At 46.5% G+C, this 16894-nt stretch carries 15 protein-coding genes; 3 read left to right on the forward strand and 12 right to left on the reverse strand.

Annotated elements, in window-relative coordinates; translation table 11 throughout:
- Nucleotides 1–17 precede the first annotated feature (17 nt).
- The gene (locus tag J3P40_RS01500; protein WP_256002093.1) at nt 18–1082 is read left to right on the forward strand and encodes a branched-chain amino acid aminotransferase; all 1065 of its coding nucleotides are present in this window, start codon (nt 18–20) and stop codon (nt 1080–1082) included.
- A gap of 98 nt (nt 1083–1180) precedes the next feature.
- The gene (locus tag J3P40_RS01505) at nt 1181–3247 is read left to right on the forward strand and encodes a S9 family peptidase (protein WP_256002094.1); all 2067 of its coding nucleotides are present in this window, start codon (nt 1181–1183) and stop codon (nt 3245–3247) included.
- Between the two features lie 7 nt (nt 3248–3254).
- On the opposite strand, the gene J3P40_RS01510 is transcribed toward J3P40_RS01505, so the two are convergent.
- Genes J3P40_RS01510 through J3P40_RS01565 form a run of 12 tightly spaced genes read right to left on the reverse strand, consistent with a single transcriptional unit; the run spans nt 3255 to nt 16365 of the window.
- Complete coding sequence (locus J3P40_RS01510; protein WP_256002095.1) at nt 3255–4598, reverse strand: hypothetical protein; 1344 nt, start codon at nt 4596–4598, stop codon at nt 3255–3257.
- Between the two features lie 32 nt (nt 4599–4630).
- Nucleotides 4631–6406: an AsmA family protein gene (locus tag J3P40_RS01515; RefSeq protein ID WP_256002096.1), complete on the reverse strand. Its 1776-nt coding sequence runs from the start codon at nt 6404–6406 to the stop codon at nt 4631–4633.
- Between the two features lie 51 nt (nt 6407–6457).
- Nucleotides 6458–7282 (reverse strand): DUF4249 family protein, encoded by an 825-nt coding sequence (locus J3P40_RS01520; protein WP_256002097.1) that lies wholly within the window; start codon nt 7280–7282, stop codon nt 6458–6460.
- Between the two features lie 11 nt (nt 7283–7293).
- A complete protein-coding gene (locus tag J3P40_RS01525; protein WP_256002098.1) occupies nt 7294–9852 on the reverse strand; it encodes a TonB-dependent receptor domain-containing protein in 2559 nt (852 codons plus the stop codon).
- A complete protein-coding gene (locus J3P40_RS01530; protein ID WP_256002099.1) occupies nt 9833–10831 on the reverse strand; it encodes a FecR family protein in 999 nt (332 codons plus the stop codon). Before J3P40_RS01530 ends, J3P40_RS01525 begins: the two co-directional genes overlap by 20 nt.
- 10 nt (nt 10832–10841) lie before the next feature.
- Nucleotides 10842–11447, reverse strand: a complete 606-nt coding sequence (locus J3P40_RS01535; RefSeq protein WP_256002100.1) for an RNA polymerase sigma factor — start codon at nt 11445–11447, stop codon at nt 10842–10844.
- Nucleotide 11448: 1 nt separating this feature from the next.
- Nucleotides 11449–11913, reverse strand: a complete 465-nt coding sequence (locus J3P40_RS01540) for a hypothetical protein (RefSeq protein ID WP_256002101.1) — start codon at nt 11911–11913, stop codon at nt 11449–11451.
- A gap of 38 nt (nt 11914–11951) precedes the next feature.
- Entirely contained in the window at nt 11952–13061 is a 1110-nt protein-coding gene (locus tag J3P40_RS01545) for a DegT/DnrJ/EryC1/StrS family aminotransferase (protein ID WP_256002102.1), read from the reverse strand.
- The gene (locus tag J3P40_RS01550; protein ID WP_256002103.1) at nt 13061–13441 is read right to left on the reverse strand and encodes a sugar 3,4-ketoisomerase; all 381 of its coding nucleotides are present in this window, start codon (nt 13439–13441) and stop codon (nt 13061–13063) included. Before J3P40_RS01550 ends, J3P40_RS01545 begins: the two co-directional genes overlap by 1 nt.
- A 6-nt stretch (nt 13442–13447) precedes the next feature.
- Entirely contained in the window at nt 13448–14455 is a 1008-nt protein-coding gene (locus J3P40_RS01555; RefSeq protein WP_256002104.1) for a glycosyl transferase, read from the reverse strand.
- 8 nt (nt 14456–14463) lie between these two features.
- The gene (locus tag J3P40_RS01560) at nt 14464–15267 is read right to left on the reverse strand and encodes a methyltransferase, TIGR04325 family (RefSeq protein ID WP_256002105.1); all 804 of its coding nucleotides are present in this window, start codon (nt 15265–15267) and stop codon (nt 14464–14466) included.
- 51 nt (nt 15268–15318) lie between these two features.
- Nucleotides 15319–16365, reverse strand: coding sequence for an LLM class flavin-dependent oxidoreductase (locus J3P40_RS01565; RefSeq protein ID WP_256002106.1), 1047 nt, complete (start codon nt 16363–16365; stop codon nt 15319–15321).
- A gap of 114 nt (nt 16366–16479) precedes the next feature.
- Here J3P40_RS01565 and J3P40_RS01570 point away from each other — a divergent pair, with 114 nt between their 5' ends.
- Nucleotides 16480–16866 carry a VOC family protein gene (locus tag J3P40_RS01570; protein WP_256002107.1) on the forward strand — a complete coding sequence of 129 codons (387 nt, stop codon included), beginning with the start codon at nt 16480–16482 and terminating at the stop codon, nt 16864–16866.
- Nucleotides 16867–16894: the final 28 nt, after the last annotated feature.

Raw genomic sequence — 16894 nt, forward strand, 5'->3', positions numbered from 1 at the left:
CTATATTATTTAAACTCATGAACGAGACGTTGGACATCACGATCACACAAGCTGATCAAAGCAGATTAACGGGAACTGATTTTTCGCAGTTGCCCTTCGGGAAAGTATTCTCCGATCACATGTTTATTGCTGAATACAAGGATGGCGAGTGGTCAAACCTGCAGGTCCTGCCTTACGGTCCTATTCCAATGAGCCCTGCTATATCTGCCTTGCACTACGGACAGGCAATATTTGAGGGACTAAAAGCTTATCGCCAGGCCAACGGGAAGATCAATGTTTTCAGAGCCGATAAAAATCACGAACGTTTTAATAAATCCGCTCACCGCATGGCTATGCCCGCCATCCCCAGGGAGATTTTTATGCAAGGCATCGCTGCGCTTCTTGATATCGACGAAAAATGGATTCCTTCCCAAGATGGATATTCCCTGTATATTCGTCCGGTGATGTATGCAACGGATCCTTATTTGGGCGTGAGAGCATCCGAGACCTATACGTTTGCATTGCTTACTACACCCACGGGACCATATTACAGTCAGCCACTTAAGGTTAAGATTGAAACTGAATATACACGCGCAGACGACGGAGGAGTTGGCTTTGCTAAAACAGCTGGTAATTATGCCCGCTCTTTATATCCATTTGCGGAAGCCCAAAAAGAAGGTTATGACCAGCTTATCTGGACAGATGCCGCAACACATGAGTATATCGAAGAAGCGGGAACAGCGAACCTGATATTTGTGATCAACGGCAAGCTTGTCACACCATCAGTAAGAAGCACTGTTCTGGATGGGGTTACCCGCGACACCATTTTGACGCTGGCGAAGAAAGCAGGAATCGAAGTTGAAGAACGCCGTGTAAGCGTAAAAGAAATCATCGAAGGAATTAACGATGGCTCTGTCACTGACGCCTTCGCCGCAGGTACTGCCGCTACGGTTACTCCTATTGGAGAGATTGGGTATCAGGGCTCCCTTTATAAACTTTCTGACCCGGCCTCCCGTACAATCTCATCTGGAATAGCTAAAACCCTTAACGACATCCGATACGGCCTCAGTGAAGACGAGCTTGGCTGGAACTGGACGATCTAAACCAAAAACACTTTATCACTCAAAAAGGCGCATTGACATTGCGCCTTTTTGAGTATTTTAGCCCTTTACTGCCGCAAAACCAAACAAGCCCGCAGCATATGAAAAGATTCTTTTTGATTTCCTGTATCATGTCTATTTTAGCATCCCCGGCCTCAGAAGTTCAGGCTCAGAAACGTTTAACACGGGAGCATATTTTTTCTGGCAAGCCCTCGCTAACCAAACGGACCGTCTACGTTGGCGGCTGGGCGGACGACAATCATTACATCGAAACGGATGCCGACCAGAAACGATATAAGGTGAATGTTAGTACCGGCGAGCGTAGCCCGTATACCTACACGCCTGAAAACATTCCGAACGTACCAATAGCCCGGCAAACTGGAGACAAAAACATGACATTTTCGCCCGATGGAAAATACATGGCCTTTACACGCAACAATGACCTTTACGCAATTGAAATAAGCACGGGAAAGGAGATTCGATACACAAATGACGGGACCGACGTAATTTACAACGGCTGGTCGTCCTGGGTATATTACGAAGAGATACTGGGCCGTGCAACCAACTACAAAGCTTTCTGGTGGTCGCCGGACAGCAAGTACCTTGCATTTATGCGTTTCGACGACACCAAGGTGCCCATGTTCCCGATCTATGGGTCTACCGGTCAGCACGGCTATACCGAACAAACGCGATATCCAAAAGCTGGCGACCCGAATCCTGCTGTGCGCGTTGGCTTTACGCCTGCAGGCGGCGGAACTGTTGTTTGGGCGGACTTTAACGAAAAAGACGACCAGTACTTCGGTACGCCATACTGGAGTTACGATGGAACCAGCCTGATGGTACAATGGATGAACCGGGGACAAGACAACCTGAAATTTTATAGCGTAGATCCAATCTCGGGAGTAAAGAGGGAGATTTACGATGAAAAGCAACAAAGCTGGGTTGACCTTGACTACGACGAACGTGTGACATACCTCCGCGATAAAAAACACTTCATCATGAAAAGTGATAAAACCGGCTGGGCCCACTTTTATCTTCACACGCTGGACGGCAAACTCGTCAACCCGATTACCAGCGGGAAATGGCAGGTAAGCAGATTGGTACACGCAGATGAAAAGAACAGGGTGGTTTATTTTACAGCAAGAAAGGAAAAATCTACACAGCAGGACCTCTACCGTGTAGACTACGATGGCAAAAACCTTAAGCGGCTTACTTTTGGGGAGTATACGCATCAGATATCTATGTCTCCGGGCGGAAAATATTTTATCAGTACCTATTCTAATGTTAGTACGCCGCCTCAAACAACCCTGTTGAGCAATACCGGAAAAGTAATCAGACAAATTGCCAACAGCAAAGCCGACGATTTTGACCAATATGCATTTGGAAAAACCGAAATGATTACCATTCCTACTGATGACGGCTACAGTTTGCCTGCAGTCATTACCTATCCGACAGATTTTGATCAGACACGGCGTTATCCGGTAATCATGAGTATCTATGGTGGTCCTAACGCTGGCAATGTGAGCAACACATGGAAGGGAACGGGCAACCAGTGGTGGGCGAATGAGGGCATCATCCAGATATCTGTAGACCACCGCGCATCGGGTCAGTTTGGTAAAGAAGGTGTTGCGCTTATGCACCGCAATCTTGGGAAATGGGAGATGAAAGATTACACAACCGCTGCGAGGTGGCTTAAAGCAAAGCCATGGGTCGATAACCGCAAACTCCTCATCACGGGTCATAGCTACGGCGGATACATGACTTGTCTGGCGCTCACTATGGGTGCGGAGGATTTTGATTTCGGCTATGCGGGGGCTCCTGTGACCAGCTGGGAGTTGTACGATACGAATTACACGGAGAGGTTTATGGACACACCACAGGAAAACCCCGAAGGGTATAAAAATGCCTCGGTGTTGACATACGTAGATCGCTATAAGGGCCTTTTGCGGATCATGCATGGAGACATGGACGATAACGTACATATGCAAAACACCATTCAGTTGGTTGACAAACTCCAAAATGCCAACAAGCACTTTGAACTTATGATCTATCCCGGAGGAAGGCATGGATGGGGTGGAGAGAAGTCAGCACACGACAGGGCTGAACGGATCAGGTTCTATTATCAAAACCTGCTGGAAAAACCAGTACCGGAGCACCTATTGAAATAGGTGCTTCCTAGTCGCGCTTATGCAATCGCCTTCGTTCCCGTTCGGCTTTCTTCTGATTAAAGCGAGCTACAGCGGCCTTTATTTCCCGCTCTTTAGCCGGACTTATTCCTATACTAGACTTTATCCCGCTTAGAAGGGCTTTCCATGTAAATTTAAAGAAAGGACTGGCAGTCACTCTTTCATAGCGAATATTTGCTGTAACAAGTCGACCGGAAGCATCAGGATTGTCTGGGCGAATCACCACCGCATTTGCCAGAAAAGACATCAAACCATTTCTTACGAGCCGCTCCTGTTCTCTCTTCAGCAATTTCACAGACAGGTCTTTAAACAAAAGTTTCATGGTTCCGCGGGCTTCCTTATTGTTGGCCTGGATATCGAATTCGAGTTTCCCGATATTGCATTTCTTAATTTCGAGCATAGCCAGCGGCTTCGTGATCTGATTAAGCGCCCTTCCATCCATGGGCGCCAGTAACCCCTTGTAGCGAAAAGCGCCGTTGTTTGCCCTTAAGTCGAACCGGAAATGCACGTCCAGTTTGCCCTGCCCCATCAGGTAAGTGCTCAGATCAGCCCGCATAAACTGCTCGGCCATCGAGGAATTTGTGATATTCCTGATAGTACCGGACGTTTGGGTAAAGGTTATTTTCCCTGTCTGCAGCGTTTTCCTGCTGTATTCCGCATAACTCACATCAATATGCTCCAGGTTAAGCCGTTTAACCGTAATCTTTTTGTTCAGACGTCTTAGCAATTGATGCGGAAAATACCGCGCAGAAGTCGTATCGGGAGCAGCAGCTGCCCTATTGTTAAAGACCTCCACTGAACCATTGGAGAGGCTAACATCCCCAATAAACAACTCCCGCTTCCGCAGATAAAGCGGTAAATTAATGCCCTGCATATGGGCGTCACTTACCCGGATATTAAAATCCTGATGCCTATTGAACATATGGACCACAGCATTTTGTAACGATAGACGGTCAACATGAAGATCTTTATACTTTAAAAGCGTAAAAGGGTGAAAATCTTCCATGATGATGGACCCGATACTTATTTCATATGTGATTGATGGCTCCGGACGCTGCTTTGCAGGCTGGGCTGACCTAAGCGTGTCGCGGATGACGCGTATATCCTTCAGTACGGCGCGATGGGTAAGCACATTTGTGCGTATCTCTGAAAACTCCACTTTGTACAGACTGTCAGTGGCTTCAGCAACCAGTTGATTAAGGTGTTTCTCGACAACTGACCGGAATTTGATATTAAGGTATACGGTGACCGAAGCAATGACAACAACCAGCGTGACTAAAGTTATGGCTGCCCATTTCGCCACGCTATGTTTTTTCCATTTTCGTTCAGTCATGCTTCATTGTCCTTCACCTAATATACAGATAATTAGTCACGCTTCTTTTTTTTATCTGCTCTTTCCTTGCGACGGTCCTCCATCTTATCCTTTATCTTCTTCAGCCCCTGTTCGGGGGTTTTTACGGGCACCACACCCAAGCCTACCGTTTCCCGAATACCGATAAACACACTCTTCCACATCATATTGAAGAAAGAGGCAGCCGGTGTTCTGGTAAAAGCCACCTGTGCGGTCCTCGGCGCTTCTCCTTTATCCGGGTTCTGATTTTTGATGAGTAGAGTATTAGCTAGAAACGAAAGCAGGCCCTTCTTCTTTTCCGGCTCGCCATTCTCACTCTCTTTGAGTAGTTTCACCTTCAAATCTGTATAGTAAAAGTTTACCCGCCCCGACGAGCCGCTGAGATTCGCGTTAATATTAAAATCTGCACCCTGCATCTTTCCCCGCTCTATTTCTACCAAACCCATGTTTTTAGCCATCGGGTTTAAAATCTTCATATCCATCGGCCCTATTTTCCCTGAATAGCTGAACGCAGCGTCCTTGTCGTTAAGATTAAAGTTAATCCGCACATCGATCTTGCTGGCCTTCATCACCATGGCGCTCAACCGCGCCACAGCATGGTTATTCTGTACCAAGGCTATGCTATCGTTAGTCACGTTCAAAATATCGCCCTTTAGATCCCAGAAATAAATTGTTCCGCGTTTTTGGCTAACAGGATTGTATTCGGTGTATGAAAGGTTTATGTTGTTTAGCACAACGCTGTCAATCTTTGTCGGAATCGGGATACGTCTTACAGCAACATGAGGAAAATTTCTTCCCTTGTCTAAGCCAGGAGGGGGCGGTAGTTCACGGTTAACGAAGATCTTAGGCCTGGCCGGACCAAGCTTCAGCTTCCGCACATGGAGCTTGCCGGAACTGTTCAGCAAACCAAAGTCTACCCCACTCAGCGTTATGGCGTCAAAGCTTAAATCGTAACGATCACGGCCATACCTATATTTACGAGTAAAGGCCAGGTCGGGATACTTCGGGATCATCCGGAACCCCTTAACGACGATTGACTGGTTGGCCGCCGACCCTCTTATCGTATCTACCTTCATCGTATACATAGTGCTGGAAGAGGCATAGCCCGCCAGTTTAAAACTGATATCCCTGGTATAATAGAAGCGTGTTGTATCGAACTGCGATAATGAGTCGATCAGTAAATCCCTCACAGTCACATTCAGGTGTTTTATAGAGTTCATTTTCTTTGCCCTATCCCCGTTTATGTAATCCACGTCTGCATCTATTATCTGAACAGCTTTTACATGGACCGACTTTAACACTGTTGATATACGTTGATATAAGCTGCGGTCGTCACCAGAGGTATCCGGCCGCTTGACTACCTTATACCGGGTAACACGGACAGAGGGCTGATTCAGTACAATCGCATTCATCTCTATCCGCTTTTTAAAATATGCAGTCAGTATCGCCGTGCGGCTAAGCTTCAAATTCTTTAGGCCTACGTCAAATAGATGACCCGGCGCTCTACCTGTCTTCTTTAGGCGTTCGAAAACCGCCGTATCAGCCGTAAGTTTTACACTATCAAGCACTGCAGTACCGGTTAGCAGGTTTAAATGTATATCTTCGAAAGATATCCGGTAAAGGCCGTCCGAACCATCATACACCCCGGCTTTGATCTTCTCAGTCAGTATCGGCTTCCACTTTGCGCTGAAATAGAGCGCAACGCCTCCTGCCAGCAGAATCACCACTGCCAATACAATCCCGATCCATTTTAGGACTCTGCGTTTCGACGACCTTTTTTTATCCTCCATATCCCTGATATATCCTCAACACCATACAATATCAAGGCCATAATTCCCCCTTCAGAGTTCCTTTGCCCGGTACCGGCTGAAATCGACGTCGCATACGGAGAAATAGCCCTGGGCATTTCCTGAGATATTTCCAGAGATATTGACCGGAACCCCAGAGAAAAGTCCGCTCCAATCCGTTTCCATAAAGGTAGAGTAGAGAAACCTGGCATACCGCTCAGAGAGAGAAATTTTGTAGATCGTCACATACTCATCCGGTTCCAGGAGGAACTCTCTTTTCAGATTGTCCAGCGGATAAAGCGAATTGGGAGATCCAAGCAAGTGTGTATAGCTATAATAACGGTTCTGATCAAATCTGGACGGGTTCCAAAAAGGGATATTGCCGTAAGTAATCATCCACTTATTTGGATTGAGATACCCAAACGTATGCTTCGGGATAGTGCCGGCGATCTTGCCGTTAACCGCCCTGGCAGAGAGCGGAAGGAAATCATCCACGATATTAACAAGTTGACGAAGTGTGTCTACCGCAGTATACATTTTCCCGTTATAGCTAATGGTCAGTTTATAAGCCCCATTGTAGTTCGGCGTGCGCCGGTAAGTGGCCGTATACAATCCGGGGGTCGACTCTCTGAACACGAGGTCGGCGGTGCCATCGAAAACACTTACTTTGGCGTTACTGATAGGCTCTGGCGAGGAATCCGGATGCGTTGAAGGCTTCATCAACCGGATAAACTGGCCAGTAGTAAGTGTATTTATACCGCCCTCAACTGCCAGTTCATAAGGTTGCCTGGGCTCATTGAAGAACCCTTCCTGAGCCTTTTTACAAGCAGAAAGAAACGCGGCCAACGTCATGACCCAAAAAAGTAATTTAACTCTCATCACTAGTGGCATCATAATTTAAAACTATAAGCCAGCCATGGATATATTCCAAAGCCATATTCATAACGATTCCTCCTTCCTCCTGCATCCGGAGAGCCCAGATGGTAATATAATGGATTTTTTCGGTTATAAACATTGTAAATACCGGCAGAGATCGTATGCAGAAGTCGCCGCCCTTTTAACCCACCAGATTGAAGACGGTACTGTCCGGAAACATCCAGCCGGTTAAAATTTGGAAAGCGCGACTCATTTCTTCCCTCAAATAGCGGAACGTTTACGCCATCATGCTGATAATAGCCGACAGGAAGGGTAAGCGGCCTTCCTGCTGTGTAAACAAAAAATGCCTGCACACTCAGTGCCGCGTTAACGTCATACTTGCCCAGCATTTTAAACTCATGCGGGATATCATAGTTCGACACAAACGTATCACCTGAATTTATTCCGGATATCCGACGCTTTACTTTGGAATACGTGTAAGAAAGCGTGCCTGAAAACCTGCCCTCTGCTTTGCTAACCTCGCCCTCGATACCGTAGGCCTTAGCAGTGCCAGACCTGAGCTGCCCTCTGATATCCGGGTTCCTGATAATTTGGGCATGCCCTAAGAGCTCGAGTTGATTCAGTTGCAACTTATGATAGCCCCCCAAACTGAAGCTATATTGCCCTGGCGCATACCTGTAACCAACAGCATAATGATCAGAACGTTGGGGTTTGACCAGGTCTGAAGCAGGAATCCATGGTTCAAGCGAAGAAAAAGCAAGTACACTGTTCTGAACCAGCTGTAAATATTGAAAGTTTCGGTTGTACGTTACGAAGATACGCTGCGACGTGCTCGGCAGGTAGCTAAAATTTACCCTTGGCTCCGGGTTTATAAAAGTCTTAAGATCCTCGTCAAACACAGGATTGCCTTTAGCGTCAAAAATATTTCGTCTTTCCTGAGCATTCCTGAAAGCTCCTAGCCTCAAACCATAGTTCAACTCGAAAGACTTCCCGATGCCGATCTGCTGAGAGAAATATAGCGCAGATTCAATCGAGCGCTCGCGTGATATATTGAACTCAAAATTGCGCTGCCGATGCATCTCCCCAGGAGAAAACCTGTGGTACGTGGTGGAAGCCCCAAACTTGATCTGGTTATTCGGACTACGGTAATAGGTGTAATCAGCCTTTAAAGTTGCGTCGAGAATTTTGGTGTCCCACTGACTTTTCTCGGACAAGGTATCGGCATTCAGATCTAACCCGTTGCTGTAGTTACTGTAAATGGCTGATATGTTCAGAAATAGTTTCGAACTGATAATATGGTTCCAGCGCAACGTAGATGTAAAATTGCCCCAGTTGTTGGTATATGAATTTTCGCTCAAAAGTTTGTCCTGCCCCACATAAAATGAATAATAAAGACTATTGTCACGATTAAGTTTCACGTTCGTTTTGGCGTTTACATCGTGGTAAACCGAGTTCGGATTAAACAACTTAAACCGGTTTGGAATGATATCAAGTAAACTGCGCCGGTATGCCACCATAAACGAGGCCTTATCTTTCACAATTGGCCCCTCCGCAGCCAAACGAGCCGACATTTGGTTCAGCCCTCCGCTTAGGTGAAATTCCTTATTATTGCCCTCAGCCATCCTGTTAACGATTACCGAAGATAACCTGCCGCCAAAATTAGCCGGCATATAGTCGCGGTAAACCTGCACATTATTCACCACATCAGCATTAAAAACAGACACCAGTCCAAAAAGATGAGAGGGATTATATACGATAGCTTCATCAAGAAGAATCAGGTTCTGGTCCGAATTGCCTCCTCTCACAAACAATGCGGAACTGCCCTCCGTAATGGTCTTAATGCTGCTATGCATTTGCAGTCGCTTCATCACATCCGTTTCGCCCGCATAATAAGGTGCGTTATAAAGCTGACTGCTCGTCAGGTTATATTCATTCATAAGAATAGGATTGGGCGTAAGCCGCGTGGGCCGTATCACGACCTCCTGCAGATGGTGCGGCTGCAAAGAAAGCTCGATTTCCTGCTGGATACTTCCCGCAAGATCAACCATCCTTGCCTGGCGCTGGTATCCCGGATAAGTAATATACAGCTCGTAATTTCCCTCAGGCACAGAGATAGAATAAAAACCATACTGATTGGTTACAACGCCTACACTCAGCTCAGGAATCTGCACCGTAGCACCAATAAGCTCCTCACCACTCGAAACGTCGCGTACATAACCATGTATGGTATGAATGTCGGGCGATTCCGGACCAATCACGATTTCATTACCTATCAGCGAAAACTTAAGCTTACTGCCGGCCAGCAGCATAGTCAAAATGTGGCGCAGCGGAGTCTGATAAAACTTGAGCGATGCCGTGCGCTTTGAGCGAAGGCGATCCGGATCATAGACAAACCCTGCCTCGGTCTTCCTGTCAATTTCCTGCAATACGCTGATCAGCGAATCTGCCGGAAGATTAATAGTTATCTTTTGGTTCAGCAGATCCCGGCGCTGAGCAAAGGCGGCTGAACCCGATGTCAGGAGAAAGCAAACAACAAATGAAACAGAGAGCCATTTATTCTTCCGATAAAACATACGTATTCTGCACTTTGGTCACCTTACATTGTAAAGATGCAGAAATAACATTTAGCACGCCATCTAAAGTTTCAGAATGTATTTTTCCCGTCAGTTTCCTTAACCTCAGAGACTCCCCATTAATTTCGATCTTGTAACGGTAAACCCGTTCAATATCTTCAACCACTTTCTGTAGTGGAGTTTCAATAAACACAAAACGTTTGTCTACCCAGGCTTTATAATTAAGGTTCGTGTTGGTTCCGCTATTCAATTGATCAGTATCAAAATGATAAACACCGGTTTTGCCGGCCTCAAGCAACGCGCGTTTACCGGTCTCCCTATTTTGCATAACAACAACACCCTCGTCAACAGTAACAGAAGCCATAGTCCCCTTCTTCTGTATATTGAATCGCGTGCCTATGTCTTCCACCTCCAGACGGTCCATCTTAATCTTCAACTGGGGTCCGTTGTGCTTTTTAACGTCAACAAAAACCTCTCCCTCAAGCAACTCAACAACACGATCTTCATTGAAGCGTGCCTTGTTGTATCTGATTTTTGTCTCCAGATTCACCGAAAGTTCCGTACCATCGGGCAGCACAAGATGGGAAACCTCCGAATAGGCTTCCGTATTGACATCTACGATTCGGCTGCGCTGAAGAAGAGAAAAGCCCAGGGAAGCGATAAGCAAAACAGATGCTGCGACCGCATACCAGGCCGATCGCTTCCTGGCAGGCGGCAGTTGAACAACCACAGGCTCCTCAGTCTGTTCAAGCTTGCTTTCCAGCGATACCCACGATATATTCGCATCTCGACGGCTGCGATCATAAAGCCTTTCCATGTTGTGCTGCACGAAAAGCAAATCCTGATAAATCTCCTCATTCCGGTTATCCCTTCCCCTCCAGTCCACTAAAATTTTTTGATTAACAGGTGTGATATCGCCTTCTAATTCTTCAATTATCAGCGCGTATATCAGTTCATCCTCTGCTTCCTGGTTTTTCATAATTTATTATTTAGAGCGTTTTATGTATGAAAAGCATCAACAACATCATGATGCCCTCTTTATTGTTTTCCATATGCTGACGCAGCAGCTTAAACCCATAAGTGAGATGATTTTTCACAGTTTTTATCGAAATATCCATCTGATCAGCGATCTCCTGCTGTTTAAGCTTTCCAAACCGGCTCAGATACATGACCTGCCGGCATTTTTCGGGAAGCAGTTTTAAACCTTCCTCCAATCTAAGCAGCATCAAATCGTCTTCATCACCCCCCTCAGGCGAACTAACCAGTTCCGCAGGCTGTGCAGATAGGTAAGCCTCGTGCTTCTGTACAGTCAACTTATCTTTCTTGATCACGTTAAGCGCCGAATTCACTACCGACCTGAAAAGGTATCCTTTCATCGTATACTGTATGTTTAATTGTTCCGCCTTATTCCAAACATTGATAAATACATCGTGCACAATCTCCTCGGCAGTCTGCATATGGCCAACATACCGGAAAGCCAGCGCAAACAAGCGCTGATAATACAATTTGTACAGCTGCTCAAAGACCACCTTGTCTTGGCGCTTAATAGCCGCTATCAGTTCCTGTTCAGTTATTCTCAGCTGCCCGCGTTCCATTTTACTGTTGCTTTAGCGTGAGATAACCCGATATCTCCGGACTCATCAATAACGTGTTCACGGCCACAAACCACTGCCCTTTCAGTAAACTCCGTTCCTGTAGCGGTGTTAAACTGAACGATCCCGCAATATCCCTTCCGTCGGGAACTTTATCTTTGCTGTACACCTCTTTAATGAACAATCCCGATGAGCCTTTCGCTCCGCTCCTTAACGTAATCAACTGGGGTACCACATCATGATATTCCAGGGAATACACCAACACCTTCGTCCCTTCGTCATACGTGCCCTTTAGCAACGCCGTTCCTTCCGAAGCACTGTTTGTCCCTTTCTTGTCTATACGCGCCACAACAGCATAAGTACGCACAGGCGGCGCCGTCTTCGCTCCCTCTGCAATCACCTTTTTCTCACATCCCGCCAAAGCAAACAACGCCAGCAGTACTATTGCCCTGCTTTTTTTATTCATCATCTCTAAGTATCTTAACCAAAGGCTAAAATACTAAAAGTTTAGAAAGCATTCATCACCTCCACCACCCTGTCAATCTCCTCCCGCGCATGGCAAAAAGAGATCGGCAAACTCAATGTACTGCGATGTATCAGTTCCGATACTGGAAAAGCTCCCTTTAATTTATCCCTCAGCGCATTTTGATGGTGCGGCGGCACCGGATAATGTATTTCCGTTTTAATGTTATTCGCTAACAAGTAAGCCCTTAGCTTATCCCTCTCGGGATGCCTCACGGTATAAATATGGTACACGTCCGTGTAACCTTCCTGCTTTAATGGTTTTATAAAATCAGCTTTCAAACCCTCATCGTATCTAGAAGCAAGCGCCCTTTTATGCGCGTTGATCTGATCGAGCGCAGCCAGCTTTACCGATAGAAAGCCAGCCTGTATTTCATCCAGCCGGGAGTTAGTCCCAATATATTCGTTATAATACTTTTCATGGCAGCCGTAGTTACGTAGCGACCTTATCTTCTCAGCCCTGGAAGTATCAGAGGTGAGCAATGCCCCCCCATCGCCCAGCGCACCCAGATTCTTGGTAGGGTAAAAGCTGAACGCACCAAAATCACCGAAGGTACCCGTCTTCCGACCCATAAACTCAGCCCCGTGCGACTGAGCACAATCCTCGATCACCCGCAGATCGTGACGTGTGGCAATAGCCATGATTGCCTCCATATTGCAAGGCTTGCCATATAAATGCACTACCATAATTGCCCTTGTCCGACTCGTTACAGCGGCCGCCGTCTGCTCCGGATCGATATTATAAGTCGCCAGGTCGGGCTCAACCAGTACAGGCACCAGCCGGCAGTGATAGATGGCCAGAATTGTAGCGATATACGTATTGGAAGGGACGATGACCTCCGAACCCTCAGGAAAATCAAAATATTGCAAACCCAGCACCAGCGCATCGAGCCCTGAGGCCACAGAAACGCAGTGCGCACTCCCGTTATACCGGGCAAAGGCCTGTTCAAACGCACGGACCTTATCACCCAGAACAAACCAGCCCTTGTTCAAACTATCAGTAAAACTTTGCTGATAAGCTTCCATGAACGGCTTATTCAAGGCATGAAGATCCTCGTAAGCAATGTCCTGGCCGGTAAGCGTAGCGGTTTCCATTATATGGCGCACTTGATGCGATATGGCGTATAAATGTAATCACTCTGTTCGAAGTAAGCCGAGGCAAGCACCATCAGGATGGCGTCGTCGCTAAAACTATGCATCGTATGCCAGTCGCATGGCTGTATAATCAAACATTTATCCGGACTATCCAGCAGATATGAAGACTCCTCAATACCATTATCATTGTAAATCACGCAGCTACCCCGCAAACAGATCGCGGCCTGAACAGTTTCATGATGCCGGTGCCCGCCACGTTCAGAATTGTCTACGCCATAGATATAAAAAATGCGTTTGATATCAAAGGGAACGATTTTCTCGATCACGGTCAAATTGCCCCGCGTGTCCGTAAATGTTTTCAGATTGATCAGTGAAGCCATAGCATATCAATTCAAAAAGCCGTAAGTCAGTGCATTTTTCTTGTACAGGTTTTTATAATAGCCACGTAGAAAAAATACCAGCGCGCGACCAGGAACAGATTTAATCCACTGCAGATCATCGGTGATTTCATGAGCGTTCACATTTCTGTTGATCAAACGTGCCACCCGTTCCGCCTTATTTAACTGTCGGATATATGGCCTGTACACATATTTAACAGCATTCCTGAGGAGCGTATAGCAACTGCCCGAAAGGCTGTAAATGTCTTTAGCTGTATATTGAAACCCATGGTAATGATAAAAGATGAGGTCGAACGTATTGCCTGATGCAATCTCTTTTCCCCGCAGGCGACCATCCCTTATTGAGAGTTTATATTGCTGAACATTCCAGGGGGCAACGCCACCCCCCAGATGTTTCAGCACGTGAACGGTACTAAATTTTTGCTGCCAGTCGTCAAGATATTTTTGATCCCCGAATTTACCATCCTCACAACGGCTGTAGCACCATTCAATACATTTATTCACCCATTCATCCAGTACCTCCATACCTTCGGGTGTAGATTTAAAAGTCATAAACTGCACGCAGTAAACCCCACTCATGGCAGTCTGGTCATACTTAGGCGTATAGCGGTGCGGTGTAATCAACACCGATTTATCCCCCATTTCATTAAGCAGTACCTGCGGATCACTGAAAAACATCAGGTCAGCATCCACATAGGTGCAGTGGTCCAGCGCATAAGTCTGCAAACAATACTTAATCGTAGACGACGCACAGGTCCAGCAATATTCCCCAGCTGTGCGGTCATTCTTTACACTCAGCAGGCGCTCATTTTCGAAGGCATTCAGGCTTACAACGGTAGCATGAACAAGTCCGAGTCTGCTCAGCACCTCATAACAGTGGTCGTCAAATGCAATCACATACAAATGGAAACTTGAACAGTGTTCTTCGAGCGACTGGTACATAGCCAGGCCCCTTGATAAATAAGTAGAATTAAAAAGCGTACAGAAATTTAGCATACCTATATTCAACTAAGTGGATTCGACGAATTAACCAGATAAAAGCCCTTGCCATAACCCTGCGGTTTGCCATCAATAAGCAGGTTTTCTTCGCCTTGAACATAAGACGGGAACTCAGCGATCAAGGTATACTGCGAAAAGAAATGTGCTAAAAACCGCTCCTGGTTAAGGAACCAGGCAGGATACGTTGCCTCATATATCGACGGCGGAACGACCTGCAAAGTAAGCCTGTCACGCTTCACATGATGAACCGCCGTACGGTCGAACAGCAGGAAAGGAAAACCATATCCGGCCAACCGGTCCAGAAACTCATGCGGATGCTGTAGGTACTGTACAACACCCGAAAGCAGCACCAAATCTACCCCTGTGCAGGAAAGACATTCCTCAATACTGTTAAAGAATTTTAGTCTTTCATCCTCAAAATCGCGCTTGCCCACCGCAACAAAATGCGGCTGCTCAACCACATTCCAGCTGGCACAGGTCGCCTCCGGCAAATACCGCCTCAACTGAAAGTAGCTGCTTCCCAGCGAACCGCCAAAATCAAGTATATGCAGTGCCCGGCCGCTCGTTGCCGCACTTGCAAGAATATAACCTAGTATCGAATAAGGAATCTCAGGCTCATCAAACAGCGCAGAATCGCGTTCGTAAACCGCCTCTCCCATCTTTACCTTCATCAGCGCAGAACCAACCCGGTCAAGAATCACGTCCTGATCATAACCACCAGACAACGCGCTGACAGCGTCCCAGGAAGGGTAGTCGCCAGACCAGCCCCAGTCGCTTTTTTTACGCTTTGACAAAAGTGCTTTGAACATATTTGGTTATGCTTTTACTTAAAGACAACCACATTTGCACAAAGTCCTATATCACCCAATAAAATTTTTAAAATCGTCAGGATTTAATTCTGTTCCATTGATGCCGGTCATCACCTCGGCAAACAATCGGACAGACTTAATTCTGTCTTCGAGCGAATATGTCGGACATACGACAATAAGCTCGTCGACCCCGGTGTCCTCAAGAAATTCCCGGACCTGTCGTTCAACCGTTTCCTTACTACCCACAAACGAGAATTTCAGCATCTGTTGCAGCGAAGGGTGGCTCAGCAACTCAAAGTATTCATCCGTCATATCAGTTGGCGGTTGCAGCGGCTGAGGCATTCCTGTTAACACGCCCATAAACATCCTGATTATGGTGGTAAATAACCTTTGTGCCTCTTCATCCGTATCCGCGACAAAAACATTGATGCCTGCCATGGTATAAGGCGCTGCCAAAAACTCAGAAGGCTTAAACTCCTCCCTATAGATATCCAGCGCCGTAAAAAGATGTGTAGAAGCAAAATGGCTTGCAAAAGCATAAGGCAAGCCTTTCTTGGCAGCCAGATGGGCGCTATCCGTGCTAGATCCAAGGAGGTATAATTCCACATCCGTACCCTCTGCAATCGCCGCCCTAACCTTCGAGAACTTATTCTCTATGGAAAAATAATCCTGAATCTTTTCCAGCTCACGCGGAAAAGCATGCGCAGCCATCATAAAATCTGATCGTATCGCCTCCGCAGTCTCCCGGTCTGTGCCTGGTGCCCTCCCAATCCCCAGGTCGATGCGCCCGGGATATAAATGAGCAAGCGTACCAAACTGTTCAGCCACCACAAGCGGCGAATGGTTTGGAAGCATAACACCCCCCGAACCAACCCTTATCTTATCTGTGTTCTCAGCCACATAGCCAATCAGCAACGACGGTGCACTGCTTCCAATGTAACCCGAGTTATGATGTTCTGCAAACCAAAACCTTTTATAATCGTACCGTTCCGCCTCTTTCGCTATCACCAGCGAATTGTTCAGCGTCTCCTTTATTGTACTTCCCTTAGGAACAATTGCAAGTTCCAAAAGCGAGTATTCCACATGATGTTTAGCCATTTCAATAAATCTTCTGCTAGGTAAAGTTCGCCAATAAAATGCCAAAGAAAGCCACAGAATTTCAATATTACAGGACTTTGTCCTACATTAGGGAGAACAATAACCAAGTATATAATGAGCAATTACAAACCAGAAGGATACAACTCCGTTTCGCCCTATCTTATCGTTACAGGCGCCGAGAAAATGATCAACTTACTGATTGAAGTCTTCGGCGGCGTACCTACCAGAAGATTTAATACACCCGATGGGAAAATTATGCATGCAGAAGTCAAGATACAGGACTCCATTATAATGATATCAGAAGCCAGTGCGCAGTATCCGCAAAATAACACCCTTTTGCACGTTTACGTAGAAAACTCCGACGAAACCTACCAGCGTGCACTTGCCTTTGGCTGCGAAGATCAGGGAGCACCCAAGACAGCCGAAGGCGATTCAGATAAACGCGGCATGTTTAAAGACTTTGCAGGAAACCTCTGGGCAGTGAGCACTCAGCAGTCCTGATTTTGCAATAATCGAGAACCATAGCGTA

The organism is Pedobacter deserti (assembly GCF_024436415.1).
Lineage (GTDB): Bacteria > Bacteroidota > Bacteroidia > Sphingobacteriales > Sphingobacteriaceae > Pedobacter > Pedobacter faecalis.

Excerpts from the sequence above, each read along its gene's own strand:
- J3P40_RS01500 (WP_256002093.1), top strand. The coding sequence starts at position 18 with ATGAACGAGACGTTGGACATCACGATCACACAAGCTGATCAAAGCAGA.
- J3P40_RS01505 (WP_256002094.1), top strand. The coding sequence starts at position 1,181 with ATGAAAAGATTCTTTTTGATTTCCTGTATCATGTCTATTTTAGCATCC.
- J3P40_RS01510 (WP_256002095.1), bottom strand. The coding sequence starts at position 4,598 with ATGACTGAACGAAAATGGAAAAAACATAGCGTGGCGAAATGGGCAGCC.
- J3P40_RS01515 (WP_256002096.1), bottom strand. The coding sequence starts at position 6,406 with ATGGAGGATAAAAAAAGGTCGTCGAAACGCAGAGTCCTAAAATGGATC.
- J3P40_RS01520 (WP_256002097.1), bottom strand. The coding sequence starts at position 7,282 with ATGAGAGTTAAATTACTTTTTTGGGTCATGACGTTGGCCGCGTTTCTT.
- J3P40_RS01525 (WP_256002098.1), bottom strand. The coding sequence starts at position 9,852 with ATGTTTTATCGGAAGAATAAATGGCTCTCTGTTTCATTTGTTGTTTGC.
- J3P40_RS01530 (WP_256002099.1), bottom strand. The coding sequence starts at position 10,831 with ATGAAAAACCAGGAAGCAGAGGATGAACTGATATACGCGCTGATAATT.
- J3P40_RS01535 (WP_256002100.1), bottom strand. The coding sequence starts at position 11,447 with ATGGAACGCGGGCAGCTGAGAATAACTGAACAGGAACTGATAGCGGCT.
- J3P40_RS01540 (WP_256002101.1), bottom strand. The coding sequence starts at position 11,913 with ATGATGAATAAAAAAAGCAGGGCAATAGTACTGCTGGCGTTGTTTGCT.
- J3P40_RS01545 (WP_256002102.1), bottom strand. The coding sequence starts at position 13,061 with ATGGAAACCGCTACGCTTACCGGCCAGGACATTGCTTACGAGGATCTT.
- J3P40_RS01550 (WP_256002103.1), bottom strand. The coding sequence starts at position 13,441 with ATGGCTTCACTGATCAATCTGAAAACATTTACGGACACGCGGGGCAAT.
- J3P40_RS01555 (WP_256002104.1), bottom strand. The coding sequence starts at position 14,455 with ATGCTAAATTTCTGTACGCTTTTTAATTCTACTTATTTATCAAGGGGC.
- J3P40_RS01560 (WP_256002105.1), bottom strand. The coding sequence starts at position 15,267 with ATGTTCAAAGCACTTTTGTCAAAGCGTAAAAAAAGCGACTGGGGCTGG.
- J3P40_RS01565 (WP_256002106.1), bottom strand. The coding sequence starts at position 16,365 with ATGGCTAAACATCATGTGGAATACTCGCTTTTGGAACTTGCAATTGTT.
- J3P40_RS01570 (WP_256002107.1), top strand. The coding sequence starts at position 16,480 with ATGAGCAATTACAAACCAGAAGGATACAACTCCGTTTCGCCCTATCTT.